Here is a 17,417-nt window from a genome sequence, read left to right as displayed (position 1 = left end):
ACGGCACCACCGGCCGGGCCGCTCGACCAGCGCACTGATCCGTACGGGTGAAGCGGCCGGCGGGGTCGGCCACAGGGGCGGGCGCGGCGGAGCAGGCCGTCCGGCCGGAAAATACGAGGTGGGCCGGGCCGGGCCGGGGCATCATGGCGGTTCTGCCGCCCGGCCACGGGGGCAGGTGATCACCACCAGGGAACGACCGGGGGCTCCTGTGACCGTCACCAACCTCCTGCTGTCCGGAATCGTCGGCTCGACCGCCTACGGGCTCGCCCACGAAGGCTCCGACGTGGACCGCCTCGGCATGTTCGCCGCCCCCACCGAAGACCTGCACGGCCTGCGCGGGCCGAAGGAGTCGCACGTCAGCACGGCGCCCGACCGCACCCTGCACGAGGCCGCGAAGTGGTGCCGCCTGGCGCTCGGTGGCAACCCGACCGTGATGGAACTCGTGTGGCTGCCGGACGGGTTGTACGAGGTGCGGACTCCCCTCGGTGACGAACTCATCGGCCTGCGTGCGACGTTGCTCAGCGCCGGTCGGGTCCGGGACGCCTATCTCGGCTACGCCACACAGCAGTTCCGGAAACTGCAGAACCGCAGCCAAGGCCCCCTCGCCGCGGAGACCGGCAAACGGACCGCCAAGCACGCCCGTCACCTCAAGCGACTGTGCACCCAGGGCTACGAGCTGTATGCCACCGGTCGGTTGACGATCCGCGTCGACGATCCCGAGAGCTACCACACCTTCGGTGAGCAGGTCGCGGCCGATCCCGAAGCCGCGCTGCCGCTGCTGCGCGGCTTCGAGGAGGCGTTCGCCGACACGCGCAGCGTGCTGCCCGAACAGCCCGACGAGAGGGCCGCCGACGCATGGCTGCGCCGGGTGCGCAGGCAGTTCTACACGGCGACGCAGAGCACGCCCGGGTGACCGATGGACGCGCTCCCCTCAGGCCGGGAGGCGGAGCTGCGTCGGCCCGGCCGCGGAACGGGAGCGGTAAATCGCGTGCGGGGCCGGCCCGTTCACTCCTACACTCCCCAGAACCGAGCGCGGCCCACGACACGGGCAGTGCGGTACCGAGACGAACGAGGGGAGCCCGGCCATGCGTGACCACACCGCTGTCGTCGCTCCCCGCTCCCGCTACGAGGTGATCCTCGTGTCTCCGTCCGTCCGGTGCTCGCTGCGCGGCCGGCACCGGATGTCCTGACGAACGTCTGAGCCCGACAACGCGTTGCTGACTTGCCATATCTGACGGCACCTCAGTTCAGCTGCGCGTATCAACACGTCCACCACGTTCCCGACGTGCGTCCGGAAATCGCGCTGCCCGTTCTCGGAAACACCCCGAAAGGCCAAGGGCCGTGCGCAACCACCTCGACCGTCACCTCTCCGCTGTGCGCAACCTGGGCATCCTCGCCCACGTCGACGCCGGCAAGACCACCGTCACGGAGCGGATCCTGTATGCCACCGGGACCACGCACAAGCGCGGCGAGGTCCACGACGGCACGACCATCACCGACTTCGACCCCCAGGAGCGCGACCGTGGCATCACCATCTTCGCCGCGGCCGTCAGCTGCGACTGGGACGGTCACCGCATCAACCTGATCGACACCCCCGGGCACATCGACTTCGCCGACGAGGTGGAGCGATCCCTGCGGGTGCTCGACGGGGCGGTGGCGGTGTTCGACGCCGTCGCGGGCGTGGAACCGCAGAGCGAGTCCGTGTGGCGGCAGGCCGACCGGTACGGCGTACCGAGGATCGCGTTCGTCAACAAGCTGGACCGGGTGGGCGCCGACCTCGATGCCGCGGTGGCCTCGATCCGGGACCGGCTCCATCCGGTCCCGCTGGTCGTGCAACTGCCGATCGGCACGGAGGACGGCTTCACCGGCGTCGTCGACCTGCTGCGCATGAGGGCGCTGACCTGGAGCGACGGCGGCGAGACGGCGGTCGAGGACACCGTGCCGGAGGACCTTCGGGAGGAGGCGCTGCGCCGGCGCCGGCTGCTGGAGGAAGCCGTGGCGGAGCGGCACCCGGCCGCGCTGGAGGAGTTCTGCGACCGGGAGACACTCTCCGCGGAGACCCTCTCCGGTGCGCTGCGCGAGCTGACACGGACGGGCGACGCCGTGGTCGTGCTGTGCGGCTCGGCCTACCGCAACCGCGGGATCGAACCGCTGCTCGACGCCGTCGTCGCCTATCTGCCGTCGCCGTCGGACGTGCCGCCCGTACGCGGTATGCCTGGTGGCGCCGCCGGTATGCGACATGCCGAGGGCCGTATGCGTGATGCCGTCGACGGTATGCACGGCACGGTCCACGGTATGCACGAAACCGCCGACCGTCGGCAGCCCGAGAGCGTCGACCGTATGCAGAATGCCGTGGGCGAAGAACGACCCGCCGACCCCGCCGCACCGTTCGCGGCGCTCGCGTTCAAGGTGGCCGCGACCCCCACGGGCCGGCTCACCTATCTGCGGGTGTACTCGGGCACGATCGAGAAAGGAGACGCGGTGTGGGAGTCCGGCGCGCGGCGTATCGAGCGGATCGGCCGGATCCTGCGCGTGCAGGCCGACCGGCACGCACAGCTGGAGCGCGCGGTCGCCGGGGACATCGTGGCCGTCATCGGGCTGAAGTCGGCCCGTGCGGGTTCGACGCTGAGCGCGCCGGGGGCGCCCGTCGTTCTCGAACCGCCCGGCGTCGCCGACCCGGTCGTCTCCGTGGCGGTCGAGGCACGCGCGAGCACCGACGCCGACCGGCTGGTCTCGGCGCTCGCCCGGCTGGCCGAGGAGGACCCCTCGCTGGTCGTCCGGACCGACCCGGAGACCGGCCAGACGGTGCTGTCGGGCATGGGGGAGCTGCACCTGGAGGTGGCGGTGGAGAAGATCCGGCGCAGCCTCGGTCTGGAGGTCAACGTGGGTCGTCCGAGGGTGACCTACCGCGAGACGGTCGCCCGCGGTGTGTCCGGCCTGGTCTTCCGGCATGTCAAACAGGACGGTGGTGCCGGGCAGTTCGCGCAGATCGTGCTCGACGTCGAGCCACTCGACGCGGAGGAGGCGGGAGGCGTTGCTGAAACCGGTTTCACGTTCCGGTCGGCCGTTGTCGGCGGACGGGTGCCGCAGGAGTACGTCCGTGCGGTCGAGGCCGGCTGCCGGGACGCCCTCGCCGAGGGTCCGGTGGGCGGGCATCCGGTCACCGGGCTGCGGGTCACCCTGACCGACGGGGCGACCCATGTGAAGGACTCCTCCGAGACGGCCTTCCGCACGGCCGGTCGGTTCGGGCTGCGGGAAGCCCTGCGCGGCTGTGCAATGGTCGTGCTGGAACCGGTCGTCGAGGTCACGGTGACCGTTGCGGAGGACGCCGTCGGCGGGGTCCTCGGCGACCTGGCGGCACGGCGCGGCCGGGTCACCGACTCGGCCGTGCGCGGCGGTTCGGCGGTGGTCACCGCCACCGTGCCGCTGGCCGAACTGTTCGGCTACGCGACCCGGCTGCGCAGCCGGACCCAGGGCCGAGGCACCTTCTCGGCCCGGCCGACGGGGTACGCCCCGGCGCCGGCGGTGACGACGACGCGCTAGGCCCACGCCTTCCCGAGAGGCCGCAGGCGTAGGCCGCCCTGGCGGTTCGTGCCACGGACACCTGACGTTCGTGGCACGAACCGAAGGCGCCTGTCGTCCCTCCGGTGAGTGCGGTGCGGAGGACGGTGTCCCGTCAGGGTCGTCGACGCCGCACGGGCAGGTCAGGGATACGACACCACGGTCGACGGCACCGTCGACGTGCCGGAGGTCGGTGCCCCGAGGTCGTTGATGACGTGCTCGTACTGGCCCTGTCCGCCCAGGGAGACCACCAACAGGTCGTGGAACTTCACGCCCGGTACGTTCGGGGCAGCGAAGCCGTGGTGCTGGACGATCGTCGGATCGACGTTGTAGTAGCAGTAGCTGCCCAGCCCCCAGGCCTCGTGCGCGGTGACGTTGTTGCCGACCTTGTAGGCGGCGTAACCCTTTACCGAGCCGTTCTGGATCGCCGCCTGGTTCGGCGCGTCGTAGGCCTTCTCGTTCTGGAAGAAGATCGTGCGGCCGCGCTGGCCGTTCCACTGCACGTCGTACTTGTTGAAGTGCTCCACGAACAGGCCGGTGGCCAGCACGTCGTGGCCGTTGACGACGACGCCGTAGTCGGCGCGGTTGGTCTCCCAGCCGACGCCCTCGCCGTGGTCGGCGCGCCAGACCCAGGTGTGGTCGACGATCGTGTGACGGTTGTTGATCACCATGCTGGTGGTGGCCTTGCCGGCACCCGCCCCGCCGATCCGGACGAACACGTCCTGGACGGTGGTGGGATTGGCGGAGTGGTCGCGCGACGCGCCGGACGGACCGACTTCCAGCAGGACCGGGGAGTTGACCGGTCCGGCGTCGACGAGGAAGCCCGCCAGCCGGACCCCGTCGACGTCTGCCACCTTCAGCGCGCCGACGCCGTTGTCCGGGATCAGCGTGGCGTAACCCAGGCCCAGCACGACGGTGTCGGCGCGGTTCACCTGGATCGGCCGGTCGAGGTGGTAGATCCCCGGCGTCAGCAGCAGGTTCAGGCCCTGCGCGAGCGCCTGGTTGAGCGTGGCCGCGGAGACGCCCGGCTTGGCGACGTAGAACCGCGACAGGGGCAGTGAGCTGCCGCGCGGTGTGCCGTTGCCCCAGGTGACCCCGCGCGCGTTGGCGCGCTTGGCGGGCAGGAAGACGCGGAAGGCGCCGCCGCCGTCGACGTACAGGAACGGCTTCTCACGCGAGACCGGGGTCGTGTCGAGCGTGGTGTACGGCGGGTTGGGGAAGCTCTGGGCGGGAGCGCCCTCGACCCCCGAGAACACCATGTTCCACACGCCGTTGAGCCAGCTGCCGATCGCGCTGTCCCGGGTGTACCACTGCTGCTGCGAGTACGGGCCGATCTCGCCTTCGATACGACTGTCGGCGATGTAGCCGCCGCTGGCCCAACCGTAGCCGGACGGGGCGAGGTTGAGGCCGCCGCGGATGTGCATCCGGCGGAAGGGGGCCGCCTGCGCGACGGCCCACCGGTTGGTGCCGCTGACCGGGACGAGCGCGAGGTTCTCCGCCGAACGCCAGAAGTTCTGCGTGGCGTTGCCGCCGAACCAGCCGGCGTCGACGGTCACGTCCCCGTTGATGGTCGTGTCGTCGGGGGAGAGGCCGAGGCCGGCGATCGAGGTGTAGAAGCCGAGTTGGGCGTTGAGGCCGTGGTAGGTGCCGGGCCGGAACAGCAACGCGTAGCGGCCGGTGCCGAACTGGGCCGACTCCTGCTGTCGGAACACCGCGTCCAGCCGGGCCTGGATGTCCGGGGTCGACGGGTCGAAGACGAGGACGTTCGGGCCGAGATCGCCACCGCCCGGAAGGGCGCGCAAACGCTTTCCGCGCGGGGCTGCGGAGGCCGGCGCGGCGGCGAGTCCGGCGAGGGCGGGGGCCGCCGCGGCCGTGGCGGCTGCGGCGAGGACTGTCCTGCGGCGCACGGCGGGCGTCTGCGACGACGGAGTGTGGGGCATGGGCGGCTCTCCTCGGTCCAGGCCGCTCCAAGTGAACGGCTGATTTAAGGAAGTGAACGGTCGCTGGGTTGAGAGCGCTCTCTCAGCGCTGAATGCTTCAACTACCCGAACGTGCGCGTCAAGTGGTGGGACCGGAGTTCCCCGGACTGTGCCGGAACACTTGACGCGGCCTCTTTCCGAGGTTTAACTCACGTCCTAAATTAAGTCCTGATGACACCGGGAGCCGACCCATGCGCACCATCCGAGCCGCGGCCACAGGCGCCGTCGTCATGTCACTCGCCCTCGCGGCCACGGCCTGTGGCGGCGGCACCTCGACGGACGGCGAAGGCTCCAACGACTCGCCGAAGACCCTCACGTACTGGGCCTCGAACCAGGGCGCGAGCATCGAGGTGGACAAGAAGGTCCTCCAGCCGGAACTCGACAAGTTCGAGAAGCAGACCGGGATCAAGGTGAAGCTGGAGGTCGTCCCCTGGTCGGACCTGCTCAACCGGATCCTCACGGCGACCACGTCCGGCCAGGGCCCCGACATCCTCAACATCGGCAACACCTGGTCGGCCTCGCTCCAGGCGACGGGCGCGCTGCTGCCCTGGGACGAGGCGAACCTCGCGAAGATCGGCGGCAGAAACCGTTTCGTCGAATCCGCGCTCGGCTCGACCGGAGCACAGGGCAAGGACCCGGCCGCGGTGCCGCTGTACTCGATGGCCTACGCCCTGTACTACAACAAGCAGATCTTCGCCGACGCAGGCATAGCCCAACCTCCGGCCACCTGGGCCGAGTTGGTGGCCGACGGCAAGAAGATCCAGGCGAAGGGCAAGCAGGTCCTGGGCGCCGAGGGCGCGAACGTCTCGGAAAACGTCCATCACGTCTTCGTCTTCGCCAAGCAGCACGGTGCCGACTTCTTCACCGCCGACGGAAAGCCCGACTTCACTTCCGACGGCGCGGTCTCGGCGGTCAAGCAGTACGTCGACCTGATGGCGAAGGACAAGGCCATCCCGCAGGGCAACGCCGAGTACGCGCAGAACCAGTCCGTGAGCGACTTCGCCAAGGGGAAGACGGCGATGCTGCTCTGGCAGACCGCGTCCGCCAACCTCAAGTCCCAGGGCATGAGCGAGGACAAGTACGGCATCGCCCCGGTGCCCGTGCAGTCCGGCACCCCCGGCCCCGGCGCTCAGGTCAACTCGATGGTCGCGGGCATCAACCTGGCGGTCTTCAAGAACACCGACAACCTCGACGGCGCCACCGAGTTCGTGAAGTTCATGACCGGCGACGAGGAGCAGAAGATCCTCAACAAGGCCTACAGCACTATCCCGCCTGTCGCCTCCGCCCAGTCGGACGCCGGGTTCAACTCCCCCGCGAACGCGGTCCTGAAGGACACCCTCGCCAAGAGCGCCGCAGCGCTGCCTCAGGTCGCCGACGAGTCGCAGTTCGAGACGACGATCGGTACGGCCGTCAAGGAACTGTTCGCCGACGCGGCGGCCGGCCGCCCGGTGACCACCGAGTCGGTGAAGGCGAAGCTCGCCAAGGCCCAGCAGCAGATGCCGACGAAGTGAGCCGGACGAAGTGAGCCAGATGACCACCACAGCCGAGGTCGAAAAGCCTCGCGCAGACCCTGGCACCGACCGGGCCCCGCGCCCGCGCCCCGGTCGGGTCCGCCGCATCGGACTGCCCTACCTGCTGCTCCTGCCCGCTCTCGTCCTCGAACTCCTCGTGCATCTCGTGCCGATGGTGATCGGCATCGTGATGAGCTTCAAGGAGCTCACCCAGTTCTACATCCGTGACTGGGGCACGGCTCCCTGGTCCGGCGTCGACAACTACCGGGTGTCGGTGGACTTCGACGCCCCGGTCGGCGAGGCGCTGCTGCACTCCTTCCTCGTCACCGTCGGCTTCACCCTGCTCTCGGTGGGTCTGTGCTGGCTCATCGGCACCGCCGCGGCGATCTTCATGCAGGACACCTTCCGCGGCCGGGGGCTGCTGAGAGCGCTCTTCCTGGTGCCGTACGCCCTGCCGGTCTACGCGGCCGTGATCACCTGGGTCTTCATGTTCCAGCACGACAACGGCCTGGTGAACCATGTCCTGCACGACCAGCTGCACCTCACCGACAAGCCTTCCTTCTGGCTGATCGGCGACAACAGTTTCTACGCGTTGCTCACCGTGTCGGTGTGGAAGGGGTGGCCGTTCGCCTTCCTCATCGTGATGGCCGGCCTGCAGAACATCCCCGGCGAGCTGTACGAGGCGGCCGCGCTGGACGGCGCGGGCATGTGGCAGCAGATCCGCCGCATCACGCTGCCGTCCCTGGGCCCGGTCAACCAGGTCCTGGTGCTCGTCCTGTTCCTGTGGACGTTCAACGACTTCAACACGCCGTTCGTCCTGTTCGGCAGGGCCGCTCCGGAGGCCGCGGATCTCATCTCGGTCCACATCTACCAAGCCTCCTTCGTGACCTGGAACTTCGGCACGGGATCCGCGATGTCCGTCCTGCTGCTGCTCTTCCTGCTGGCCGTGACGGGCGTCTACCTGGCCGTCACCTCGCGCGGACGGAGGACTTCGCATGCGCGGTAAATCCCCCATGGCACCACCGGGTTCGTTCCTCTGGTCGCGACGGATCTTCCTCACCCTGCTCACCGGTTTCGTGCTGCTCCCGGTGTACGTGATGGTCTCCAGCTCGCTGAAACCCCTCGCCGACGTCAGCGGCGAGTTCCACTGGCTGCCCAGCGGTCTCACGATCCGCCCGTACATCGACATCTGGTCGACGATCCCGCTCGCCAGGTACTTCGTGAACTCGCTGGTCGTGGCGGGCGCGGCGACGGTCTGCTCCGTGGTGATCGCCGTGTTCAGCGCCTACGCGGTAAGCCGTTACGACTTCCGTGGGAAACGCGTCTTCACGGTCACCGTGCTGTCGACGCAGATGTTCCCCGGCATCCTCTTCCTCCTCCCGCTGTTCCTGCTCTACGTCAACATCGGCAACGCCACCGGCATCGCGCTGTTCGGCTCGCGCGGCGGCCTGATCCTGACGTATCTGACCTTCTCCCTCCCCTTCTCCATCTGGATGCTGATCGGCTACTTCGACTCGGTGCCGCGCGACCTCGACGAGGCGGCGCTGGTGGACGGCTGCGGTCCGCTCGGCGCGCTCTTCCGCATCGTCGTACCGGCCGCGATCCCCGGCATCGTGGCGGTCGCCGTCTACGCCTTCATGACCGCCTGGGGCGAGGTGCTGTTCGCCTCCGTCATGACCAACGACACCACCCGCACGCTCGCCGTCGGACTCCAGGGCTACTCCACCCTCAACAACGTCTACTGGAACCAGATCATGGCCGCCTCGCTGGTCGTCAGTGTGCCGGTGGTGGCCGGCTTCCTGCTGCTCCAGCGCTATCTCGTCGCCGGGCTGACGGCCGGAGCCGTGAAGTGAGCAACCACCCCGATTCCGAGAGGACTTCAGTGACCATCGACTTTGCCGCCCTGCCCCAGGACTTCCTGTGGGGAACCGCCACCTCGGCGTACCAGATCGAGGGTGCCGTGGCGGAGGACGGCCGTTCGCCGTCGATCTGGGACACCTTCTCGCACACTCCCGGAAAGATCGCGGCCGACGACCACGGCGACGTCGCCTGCGACCACTACCACCGCTGGCGCGACGACATCGCCCTGATGCGTCAACTCGGGTCGAACGCCTACCGGTTGTCGATCGCATGGCCACGGGTGATGCCGGGCGGCGACGGTCCGGTGAACCCCAAGGGCCTCGGCTTCTACGACAAGTTGATCGACGGCCTGCTGGAGGCGGGCATCACGCCGTCCGTCACCCTCTACCACTGGGATCTTCCGCAGGTACTCCAGGACCGCGGCGGCTGGCCCGAGCGGGAGACCGCGGAGCACTTCGCCGCGTACGCATCGGTGGTCGCCGAGCGGCTGGGCGACCGCGTCACCCACTGGGCCACCCTGAACGAACCCCTGTGCTCGGCCTGGATCGGCCACCTCGAAGGCAAGATGGCCCCCGGCCTCACGGACCTGACGGCGGCGGTCCGCGCCTCGTATCACCTGCTCCTCGGCCACGGACTCGCCGTCCAGGCCATCCGGGCGGCGGTCCCGCGCGCCGAGATCGGCATCGTCAACAACCTCTCCACCGTCCACCCCGCCACGGACCGCCCCGAGGACGTCGCCGCCGCCCGCCGCATGGACGGCCACACCAACCGCTGGTGGCTCGACCCGGTACACGGCCGCGGCTTCCCGGCCGACATGCGGGAGGTGTACGGCGTCGAACTCCCTGAGAAGCCAGAAGACTTGGCGACGATCGCCGCGCCGCTGGACTGGCTGGGCCTGAACTACTACTTCCCGGCCACGGTGAGCGACGACCCCGACGGCCCCGCCCCGCACGCCCGTTCCGTGCGCCGGGACGGCGTCCCGCGCACCGGCATGGACTGGGAGGTCGACCCGAGCGGTATCGAGACCCTGCTGCTCCGCCTGACCGACGAGTACGGCGCGCGACGGCTGTACGTCACGGAAAACGGTTCCTCGTACCCCGACATCGTCCGCCCGGACGGCACCGTCGACGACCCCGAGCGCCAGGCGTACCTGACGGGCCACCTCGCCGCCTGTGCCTCCGCCGCCCGCAAGGGCGCCCCGCTGGCCGGCTACTTCGCCTGGTCCCTGCTGGACAACTTCGAGTGGGCGTACGGCTACGACAAGCGCTTCGGACTCGTCCACGTCGACTACCGCACCCAGGCCCGCACGATCAAGGGCACCGGACGCCACTACGCGGAGATCATCCGCCGCCACCGGGAAGGGGTGGTGAAGGCCGCCTGAGGGCGCGGGGCGCGGCGGGCGCGGGTGCGGGAGCGCGCGCCCGCCACGTTCCAGGTCCCTGAATGTCATGAGCACGACAGCATCTGCAGTACAGCGTGCATCGTTCCTGACGCCTGTTTTCCACCGAGGAGACCTGTCTTTCCACCGAGGAGAGCCGCATGTCATCACGCACCGCTCGCACTCCCCGCACCCTCCTGACCGCCGTCGCCGCCCTGGCCCTGCTGGGCGCGGGACCGGCCCTCGGGGCACCGGTCGCGGCCGCGGCGCCCGCCGTCGACGCACCCGCCTGGGACGCCGACCGCGCCGCGGCCGCGTACGCCGCGAACCCGGCAGCCGTCACCGCCTCCGGCAGTGAGAACGGCGGTACCGCCCCCGGCCTCGCCTTCGACGGCAACGGTGCCACCCGCTGGTCCAGCAACTTCGCCGACGACGCCTGGATCCGGCTCGATCTCGGTACGACGATCCGCGTCGACCGGGTCGTCCTGGACTGGGAGGCCGCCTACGGCAAGCGTTACCTCCTGGAGATCTCGAAGAACGGCGCCGACTGGACGCCCTTCTACACGGAGACCGCGGGTACCGGAGGCACGGTCACCGCGCACACCTATCCTCAGGAGGCGACGGGCCGATTCCTCCGCCTGCGCGGCCTGGAACGCGCCACGCCGTACGGCTACTCGCTCTACTCCCTCAAGGTCTACGGCGGCGAGCCGGCCCCCGCCTCCACCGTCCGTTCCAACCTCGCCCTGAACCACCCGGCCTACACCGACTACTACCAACACGCGGGCAACTCACCGGCGTTCGTCACGGACGGCGGCCACCCGGCCAACCTGAAGGACGACGCCAGCCGTTGGTCGAGCGACTGGAACGCGGACCGCTGGGTCGGTGTCGACCTCGGTGCGACGTCGACGATCGACACGGTCGAGCTGTACTGGGAGGCGGCCTACGCCGTCGACTACCAAATCCAGGTCTCCGACGACAACCGCACCTGGCGTACCGTGTACCAGCCGTCGGCGGCGGAGGTCGCCGCCCGCCGGGCGAACGTCAAGTCCCCCTCGGAGGCGGCGGGTCTGCGCGACAGTGTGCGCCTCTCCCAGCCCACCAACGGCCGTTACGTCCGGATGCTCGGCAAGGAACGCCGCTCCTTCTACAACCCGGCGCCCGCCACCGCGCAGTTCGGCTACTCCCTCTACGAGTTCGAGGTCTGGGGCACCGGTGGCAGCGCCTTGGCCGCCTACCCCGCCCTCCCCGGCGAGCAGCAGGGCACCTACCGGACGACGTTCTTCGACGACTTCACCGCCGCGTCCCTCGACCGCTCCAAGTGGCGTGTCGTACGCACCGGAACGGAGATGGGCTCTGTCAACGGAGAGGCGCAGGCGTACGTCGACTCGACCGAGAACCTCCGCACCGAGAACGGCGCTCTGGTCCTGCGGGCCAAGTACTGCAAGGGCTGCATCCAGGCGGACGGCGGCAGCTACGACTTCACCTCCGGCCGCGTGGACACCAACACCAGGTTCGACTTCACCTACGGCCGGGTCAGCGCCCGGATGAAGCTGCCTGTCGGCGACGGATTCTGGCCCGCCTTCTGGCTGCTGGGCAGCAACGTCGACAACCCTGCCGTGTCCTGGCCCGCCTCCGGCGAGACCGACATCATGGAGAACATCGGCTACGCCGACTGGACCAGCTCGGCCCTGCACGGCCCCGGCTACTCCGCGGACGGCAACATCGGCGCCCGCCAGACGTACCCGAACGGCGGCCGGGCCGACGCCTGGCACACGTACGCCGTGGAGTGGACGCCGACCGGCATGCGCTTCTACGTCGACGACCGCCTCGTCCAGGAGACGACCCGCAACAAGCTGGAGTCCACCCGCGGCCAATGGGTCTACGGCCACGACCAGTACGTGATCCTCAACCTCGCCCTCGGCGGCGCGTACCCGGCCGGCTGGAACCAGGTCACGACCCCCTACTGGGGCCTGCCGCAGTCGAGCGTGGACCGGATCGCCGGCGGGGGAGTGCAGGCGGAAGTGGACTGGGTGCGGGTGGAGCAGAAGGGGTAGCCGCGGCCGATACCGGACGCGGCGTCGACAGGACGCTTCTGTGCGACCGCGACCGCGACCGCGACCGCGACCGCGACCGCGACCGCGACCGCGACCGCGACCGCGTCCGCGACGGCGGAGGCGACTGCGACCTCGACCTTGGCTTCGGCTCGACTTCGGTTCCGCTTCGGCTCGGCTTCGGTTCGGGCCGTCGGATACCCCACAGGGCATGCGACGTCGACCCGGACCGTGCGTCTTCGGAAGCGGCGGGAGTTGGTGTGTGGTGGATCAGCCGAAGGGGGTGGTCGTCCTGCCTTCTTCGCCCTTTCGCGCCCTCCAGTGCAGGCAGGACCCCGTCACGAGGAGTGCAGCAGCGAGGACGGACGTGACGCAGGCGACCAGGAACACGTCGGATTCCTCGTCCGCGAACATGCCGGCGGCGGTGAGGGCGAGGAACACCCCGAAGGCTTGCGGGCCCGTCCCGGAGGGCATCGGGCTCGGTGTCCGCCAGTTCCTGCGGGGAATCCACCGGCGCAGCAGTTCCGCGGTCGCCGCGAAGGCGAGGAGCCTGGAGGAGATCATCAGCCCCAAGGGGGCCGTGTTGTCACCCAGTTCGCCCACGCCGACGAGGGTCGTGAAGCCGAAGTAGAGGACAGGCAGCAGCCAGCCGAGGCTTGCCCGGGTGCCGGGGGAGCGCGCTGGGGCCGCGGCTGCCGCCGGATCCTTGGCCTTCGTGTCCGCCTTTGCCTCCGTCCCCGCCTTGGTGAGGGTGACGGGCATCCGCGGAGCCGGGATCACGGCGGGGACGGGCGCGGCGGGGAGGGGCGCGCCCTCCCGAAGGGGGCGCAGTGCTCGCGTCTGGGCGCGGCGGATGCGACGGCCGGCGTCGCCGTGCTGGTCCATGTGCGCGGACAGTTCGGCCTGGAGGGTGAACAACTGCTCCGCCATCGCGTCGAACTCGGCTCGGCGTTCGGCGGCGAGGTGCGCTGCCTCGCGTTCGGCGGTGGTGAGCCGTTCGAGGGCCTCGGCGTGGAGCTGTACGGCTTCCGCGCGGGCGGCCTCCGCTGTACGGGGCGCCTGGGCCAGTTCTCCTTGCAGGCGGGTGCGTTCGGCCTCGATGATCTCGGCGATGCGGTGACGTTCGTGCGGCGGGAGCTCGCGCGGGGCGCGGGCCTCGGCGCGGGCGAGAGCGGCTCGGCGCCACTCCATCAGCGGTCGGCCCCGGTGCTCGCCGATACCGTTGATGTGTACCTTGCGGCCTTGGGAGCGGTGGATGTAGAGGACCTCGCCGCCCTTGCCGTTGGGCGCCTTGCCCCAGCTGACGCGGGTGAAGTCCGCGGCCGTGGTGATGCCTTGGGCCGCGAGGGCGCGTACGAGTCCGCTGCCGATGCCGTTCACCTCGCTCGCTGTGAGACGGCTGCCGTTGAGCGTGCGCTGGACGGACTCCCGGCGCAGGACGGCGAGGGCCTGTCGTTCCTGGTGGTCACGTTTGCCGTCGAGGCCGTTCAGCCGGCGTGCGAGGGAACGCTCTTGGCGCATCTGCTGCTCGTGGATGCGGTGCAGCGACTTGCCGTGGGCGGCTTCCGCGCGGCTTCGCTTCCTCGCCTCGTGGTTGAGACGGCGACGGTCGGCGAGCTCGAAGGGACGGCGCTTGTCGAGGAGGCGGCGCAGGGCGCGTACGCCTTCGATCAGGCGACGGCGGTCCGCGCGGACGTCCGCCAGGGCGGGAGGGACGGAAGCGAGCGTTTCCCGGTGGTCGTGGTGGGAGGGCGTGCTGTTGATCAACGGGGGCTCACTCGGAGGACGGGGCGCCGAGGCTGTGGCCTGCGGCGGGCTGTGCGGTCGGGGCGAGTCGGCCCATATGGGCCTGTCGGTTCAGGACGTGCGCGTACATAGAAACGCGGACTCTCCGGATGTGGGAAAGGTTGCATGAAACGGTGCAGGAAACGTGTGCATGCGTGTGAGGGGCGGGCCCTGCTCCGAGCCGTCGAATCCGCTTGTTCCGCGTCCACTGCCCTGAAACGCTGTGGCGCATGGTCACCTTCACCGCCCACGACGGAACCAGCCTCGCCTACCGTGAGTCGGGAGGCGGGCCGCCCCTGGTCTGTCTGCCCGGCGGGCCCATGCAGTCCGCCGCCTATCTGGGCGACCTGGGCGGGCTCACGTCTCACCACCGACTGATCGGGCTGGATCCCAGGGGCACGGGAGCGTCGGCGATTCCGCGGGACACGGCGTCGTACCGGTGCGATCGCCTGGTCGACGACGTCGAGGCCCTGCGGGTGGACCTCGGCCTCGATCGTATGGACCTGCTCGCCCATTCCGGGGGAGCCAACCTCGCGGTGCTCTACGCCGCCCGTCACCCCGACCGCGTCGCCCGTCTTCTGCTGATCACCCCGAGCGTCTACGCCGTCGACCTCGAGATCACCGCGGAGGACCGTCTCGCCACGGCCCGCCTGCGTCGGGACGAGCCGTGGTTCGCCCCTGCGTACGCGGCCCTGGAAGCGGTTACCGCCGGGCGTGCCACGGCCGACTCCTGGAACGCCGTCGCCCCCTTCTGGCACGCCCGCTGGGACGAGGCGGCCCGCGCCTTCGACGAGGCCGGCGAGCGGGCGAAGAACCACGAGGCGGCGGCCGTGTACACGGCCGAGGGTGCCTTCTCCCCGGCTGCCACCCGCGCGGCGCTGGCCGCCTTCCCGTCGCCGGTCCTGTTGCTGGCGGGGGAGACGGACCTGGCGGCTCCGCCACGCGTGATGAGGGAGTTCGCGGAACTGTTCCCGAAAACGGAGCTCGTCGTGCAGCCGGGAGCGAGCCACTTTCCCTGGCGGGACGACGCCGCGCGGTTCGTGGCGATCGTGAAGGAGTTCACGGACCGCTGACGGGCCGACCTGGCCGCTGTGCGGTGGGTCGGTCCGTCCTCCGGGGAATCAGTTGAGGCGCATCAGTTGGGGCTCATCAACGGGGGCGTATCAGCAGTCCCGCAGTTCCGCCGACTGGTTCAGTACCTGCGCCCGCGTCGAGGTGAACCGGGCGTACGTGGACCCGTCCCGTGCCGCCGGGCGGAAGGCCGCCACCCGGTGGCAGTTCTGGAAGGCCAGGATCACGCCGAAGTGGCGTTCCAGGCTGCCGCGGATGGCGTCGCTGGCGAGGGCGCGCAGGAGCTGGCCGCGCTCCTGCTCGGACGGGGGAGGGGTCTGGTTGTCGGTGAACTCGCGGACACCCGAGTGCAGTTCGGTGGCGAGGCCGGCGATGAGGCCGTAGGCGTAGGGGAGGGACGCGCGGACCGTGTCCACGAAGTCCTCCTCGCGGATGTCACCGGCCTCGGCCTCGGAGAGGAGCTTCGGGGAGACGTCGAGAGACATGGGTGTCCTGTTCTGGTGGAGGGGTGGGGGAGGGGTCGCGCCCGCCTCGACGCGCGCGGGGTCTTCTCAGGTCAGTGAAGTGAGGCCGGGCCCGGGACGAACTCCGGGTCCACCTGGGCGGCCAGGTCCTGACCGGTCGCCGCGTCCGCCCAGGCGCGGGCGTTGCGGAGGTGGAACTCCACTGCGTGGCGGTGCAGGGCCGGCCAGTTCTTCTCGCGGGCGTCGACCGTCTCGCGCAGGAGGGTGAGGGCGTGGCGGTTGACGTCCTCCAACTCACCCTGGGGAGCGCCCCGTTCGGCCGAGCGGACCCAGGGGGAGGCGACGAGGTGGGTGAGGAGGTCGTCGCCCACCTCCTCCTTGAGGAAGAGCAGGTCGTCCTCGCCGGTCACCTTGTTGCCGACCACGGCGAGGGGGATGCCGAACTCGCGGGCGTGGTCGCGGTACTGGCGGTAGACGGAGACGCCCTTGCGGGTGGGTTCGGCCACCAGGAACGTCATGTCGAACCGGGTGAACAGGCCGGAGGCGAAGGCGTCCGCGCCGGCCGTCATGTCCATCACCAGGTATTCGCCCGGTCCGTCCACCAGGTGGCTCAGATAGAGCTCCACCGCGCCCAGTTTGGAGTGGTAGCAGGCCACCCCCAGGTCGCTCTCGTCGAACTCGCCCGTCACCATCAACGGCACGCCACCGACCCGCTGGACGTGCCGCGTGTGCAGTGCGTCGTCGCCCAGCAGGCGCAGCAGCCGGGAGCCCCGGCCCGGCGGGGTCGTCTTGACCATCGCCTCGCGGGAGGGGATCCGCGCGTTGGTGCCGCGCAGCAGGTCCTTGATGTCGCCCAGATGCGCGGCCAGGGGCGGGGCCTCGAAGGGTGCCGCGTCCGCCGCGGGGTCCAGGGCCTCGGACAGGTGCTGGTTGATGTCGCCGTCCACGGCCAGCACCGGTGCGCCGGACCGCGCCAACTGCTGGGCGAACAGGGCCGACAGGGTCGTCTTGCCGCTGCCGCCCTTCCCCACGAACGCGACGCGCATCACAGCACCCCCTTGTTGAAAATGAATGTCATGTGGCTAGATTTAGGGGCGCTGTGATCTCTGTCAAATCCGGGAGGGATGGTTAAGTGATCAACTTGCTCCGCTTAATGCATATGATGCGCAAGTGCGTGACTACTGCATCAGGCCTGCGGGCCCCGAGGACCTCGACGGTGCCCGAGCCGTCATGCTCGACACCGTCTACCGCGATTTCGGTACCGGTTACGTGCCCCGCTGGCACGGCGACATCATCGACCCCGTCGCCGCCTACCTCGTCCCGGCCCGCCACACCCTGCTGGTCGCGCTCGACTGCGAGAACGGCGAGGACGGCGAGGTCGTCGCCACCGCGGCCCTGGACTCCCGAGGTCCCGCGCACCCGCCGAACCCACGCCATGTCGCCGATCGCTACCCCTCCGGCACGACCGCGCAACTGCGCCGCGTCTACGTCCGCCGGGAGCACCGCCGACGCGGCCTCGCCCGGCGGCTGGTCGCCGAACTCCTGGCCTTCGCGGCCGCGGACGGCGGCTACGGGGCCGTCTATCTGCACACGGACCCGGCCGTGGAGGGAGCCGAGGGGTTCTGGCGGTCCCTTGGGACCGTCGTGCACGACGAGCGGGAAGGAGTGAGCGGCGGTCAGGGCGTCGTGCACTTCGATGTCCCCCTCGCGAGCCCCCTCGGTGTTCCCCGCGCCGTCCTCCTCCGCGCTTCCCCCTC

12 protein-coding genes and 1 pseudogene are annotated in these 17,417 nt (G+C 70.1%); 9 read left to right on the top strand and 4 right to left on the bottom strand.

Annotated features, from left to right (window positions below):
* The first annotated feature begins 208 nt into the window (after positions 1–208).
* Positions 209–913 carry a DNA polymerase beta superfamily protein gene (locus tag ACFVYS_RS03555; RefSeq protein WP_389498435.1) on the top strand — a complete coding sequence of 235 codons (705 nt, stop codon included), beginning with the start codon at positions 209–211 and terminating at the stop codon, positions 911–913.
* 428 nt (positions 914–1,341) lie between these two features.
* Positions 1,342–3,543, top strand: a complete 2,202-nt coding sequence (locus ACFVYS_RS03550) for an elongation factor G (RefSeq protein WP_389498433.1) — start codon at positions 1,342–1,344, stop codon at positions 3,541–3,543.
* Positions 3,544–3,704: 161 nt separating this feature from the next.
* Here the strand turns inward: ACFVYS_RS03550 and ACFVYS_RS03545 are convergent, their stop codons facing one another.
* Positions 3,705–5,501 (bottom strand): coagulation factor 5/8 type domain-containing protein, encoded by a 1,797-nt coding sequence (locus ACFVYS_RS03545; protein ID WP_389498431.1) that lies wholly within the window; start codon positions 5,499–5,501, stop codon positions 3,705–3,707.
* Positions 5,502–5,731: 230 nt separating this feature from the next.
* Here ACFVYS_RS03545 and ACFVYS_RS03540 point away from each other — a divergent pair, with 230 nt between their 5' ends.
* The 5 genes from ACFVYS_RS03540 to ACFVYS_RS03520 all read left to right on the top strand — a co-directional run bounded on the left by ACFVYS_RS03540 (position 5,732) and on the right by ACFVYS_RS03520 (position 12,343).
* Entirely contained in the window at positions 5,732–7,051 is a 1,320-nt protein-coding gene (locus ACFVYS_RS03540) for an ABC transporter substrate-binding protein (protein WP_389498429.1), read from the top strand.
* 19 nt (positions 7,052–7,070) lie between these two features.
* Positions 7,071–8,057: a carbohydrate ABC transporter permease gene (locus ACFVYS_RS03535; protein WP_389498427.1), complete on the top strand. Its 987-nt coding sequence runs from the start codon at positions 7,071–7,073 to the stop codon at positions 8,055–8,057.
* Between the two features lie 7 nt (positions 8,058–8,064).
* Positions 8,065–8,904 (top strand): carbohydrate ABC transporter permease, encoded by an 840-nt coding sequence (locus tag ACFVYS_RS03530; protein ID WP_389498624.1) that lies wholly within the window; start codon positions 8,065–8,067, stop codon positions 8,902–8,904.
* A 29-nt stretch (positions 8,905–8,933) separates the two neighbouring features.
* Positions 8,934–10,292 (top strand): GH1 family beta-glucosidase, encoded by a 1,359-nt coding sequence (locus ACFVYS_RS03525; protein WP_389498426.1) that lies wholly within the window; start codon positions 8,934–8,936, stop codon positions 10,290–10,292.
* A gap of 158 nt (positions 10,293–10,450) precedes the next feature.
* On the top strand, positions 10,451–12,343 hold the full coding sequence (locus ACFVYS_RS03520; RefSeq protein WP_389498424.1) for a discoidin domain-containing protein: 1,893 nt from the start codon (positions 10,451–10,453) through the stop codon (positions 12,341–12,343).
* Between the two features lie 267 nt (positions 12,344–12,610).
* Here the strand turns inward: ACFVYS_RS03520 and ACFVYS_RS03515 are convergent, their stop codons facing one another.
* Positions 12,611–14,107 (bottom strand): hypothetical protein, encoded by a 1,497-nt coding sequence (locus ACFVYS_RS03515; protein ID WP_389498423.1) that lies wholly within the window; start codon positions 14,105–14,107, stop codon positions 12,611–12,613.
* 248 nt (positions 14,108–14,355) lie between these two features.
* Here ACFVYS_RS03515 and ACFVYS_RS03510 point away from each other — a divergent pair, with 248 nt between their 5' ends.
* Positions 14,356–15,198, top strand: a complete 843-nt coding sequence (locus tag ACFVYS_RS03510) for an alpha/beta fold hydrolase (RefSeq protein ID WP_389498421.1) — start codon at positions 14,356–14,358, stop codon at positions 15,196–15,198.
* Between the two features lie 90 nt (positions 15,199–15,288).
* Here ACFVYS_RS03510 and ACFVYS_RS03505 read toward each other — a convergent pair whose 3' ends face one another.
* On the bottom strand, positions 15,289–15,681 hold the full coding sequence (locus tag ACFVYS_RS03505; protein WP_389498419.1) for an SCO5389 family protein: 393 nt from the start codon (positions 15,679–15,681) through the stop codon (positions 15,289–15,291).
* Positions 15,682–15,752: 71 nt separating this feature from the next.
* A complete protein-coding gene (locus tag ACFVYS_RS03500) occupies positions 15,753–16,706 on the bottom strand; it encodes an ArsA-related P-loop ATPase (protein ID WP_389498417.1) in 954 nt (317 codons plus the stop codon).
* Between the two features lie 124 nt (positions 16,707–16,830).
* Between ACFVYS_RS03500 and ACFVYS_RS03495 the strand changes: the two are divergent.
* Positions 16,831–17,367: pseudogene (locus ACFVYS_RS03495) on the top strand (GNAT family N-acetyltransferase); the annotation flags it as partial.
* Between the last annotated feature and the right edge of the window lie 50 nt (positions 17,368–17,417).

This window comes from Streptomyces sp. NPDC058295, assembly GCF_042880655.1.
GTDB lineage: Bacteria > Actinomycetota > Actinomycetes > Streptomycetales > Streptomycetaceae > Streptomyces > Streptomyces coriariae.
The sequence above is the reverse complement of the archived record's forward strand: the minus strand, read 5'-3'. Positions and strand labels throughout refer to the sequence as shown.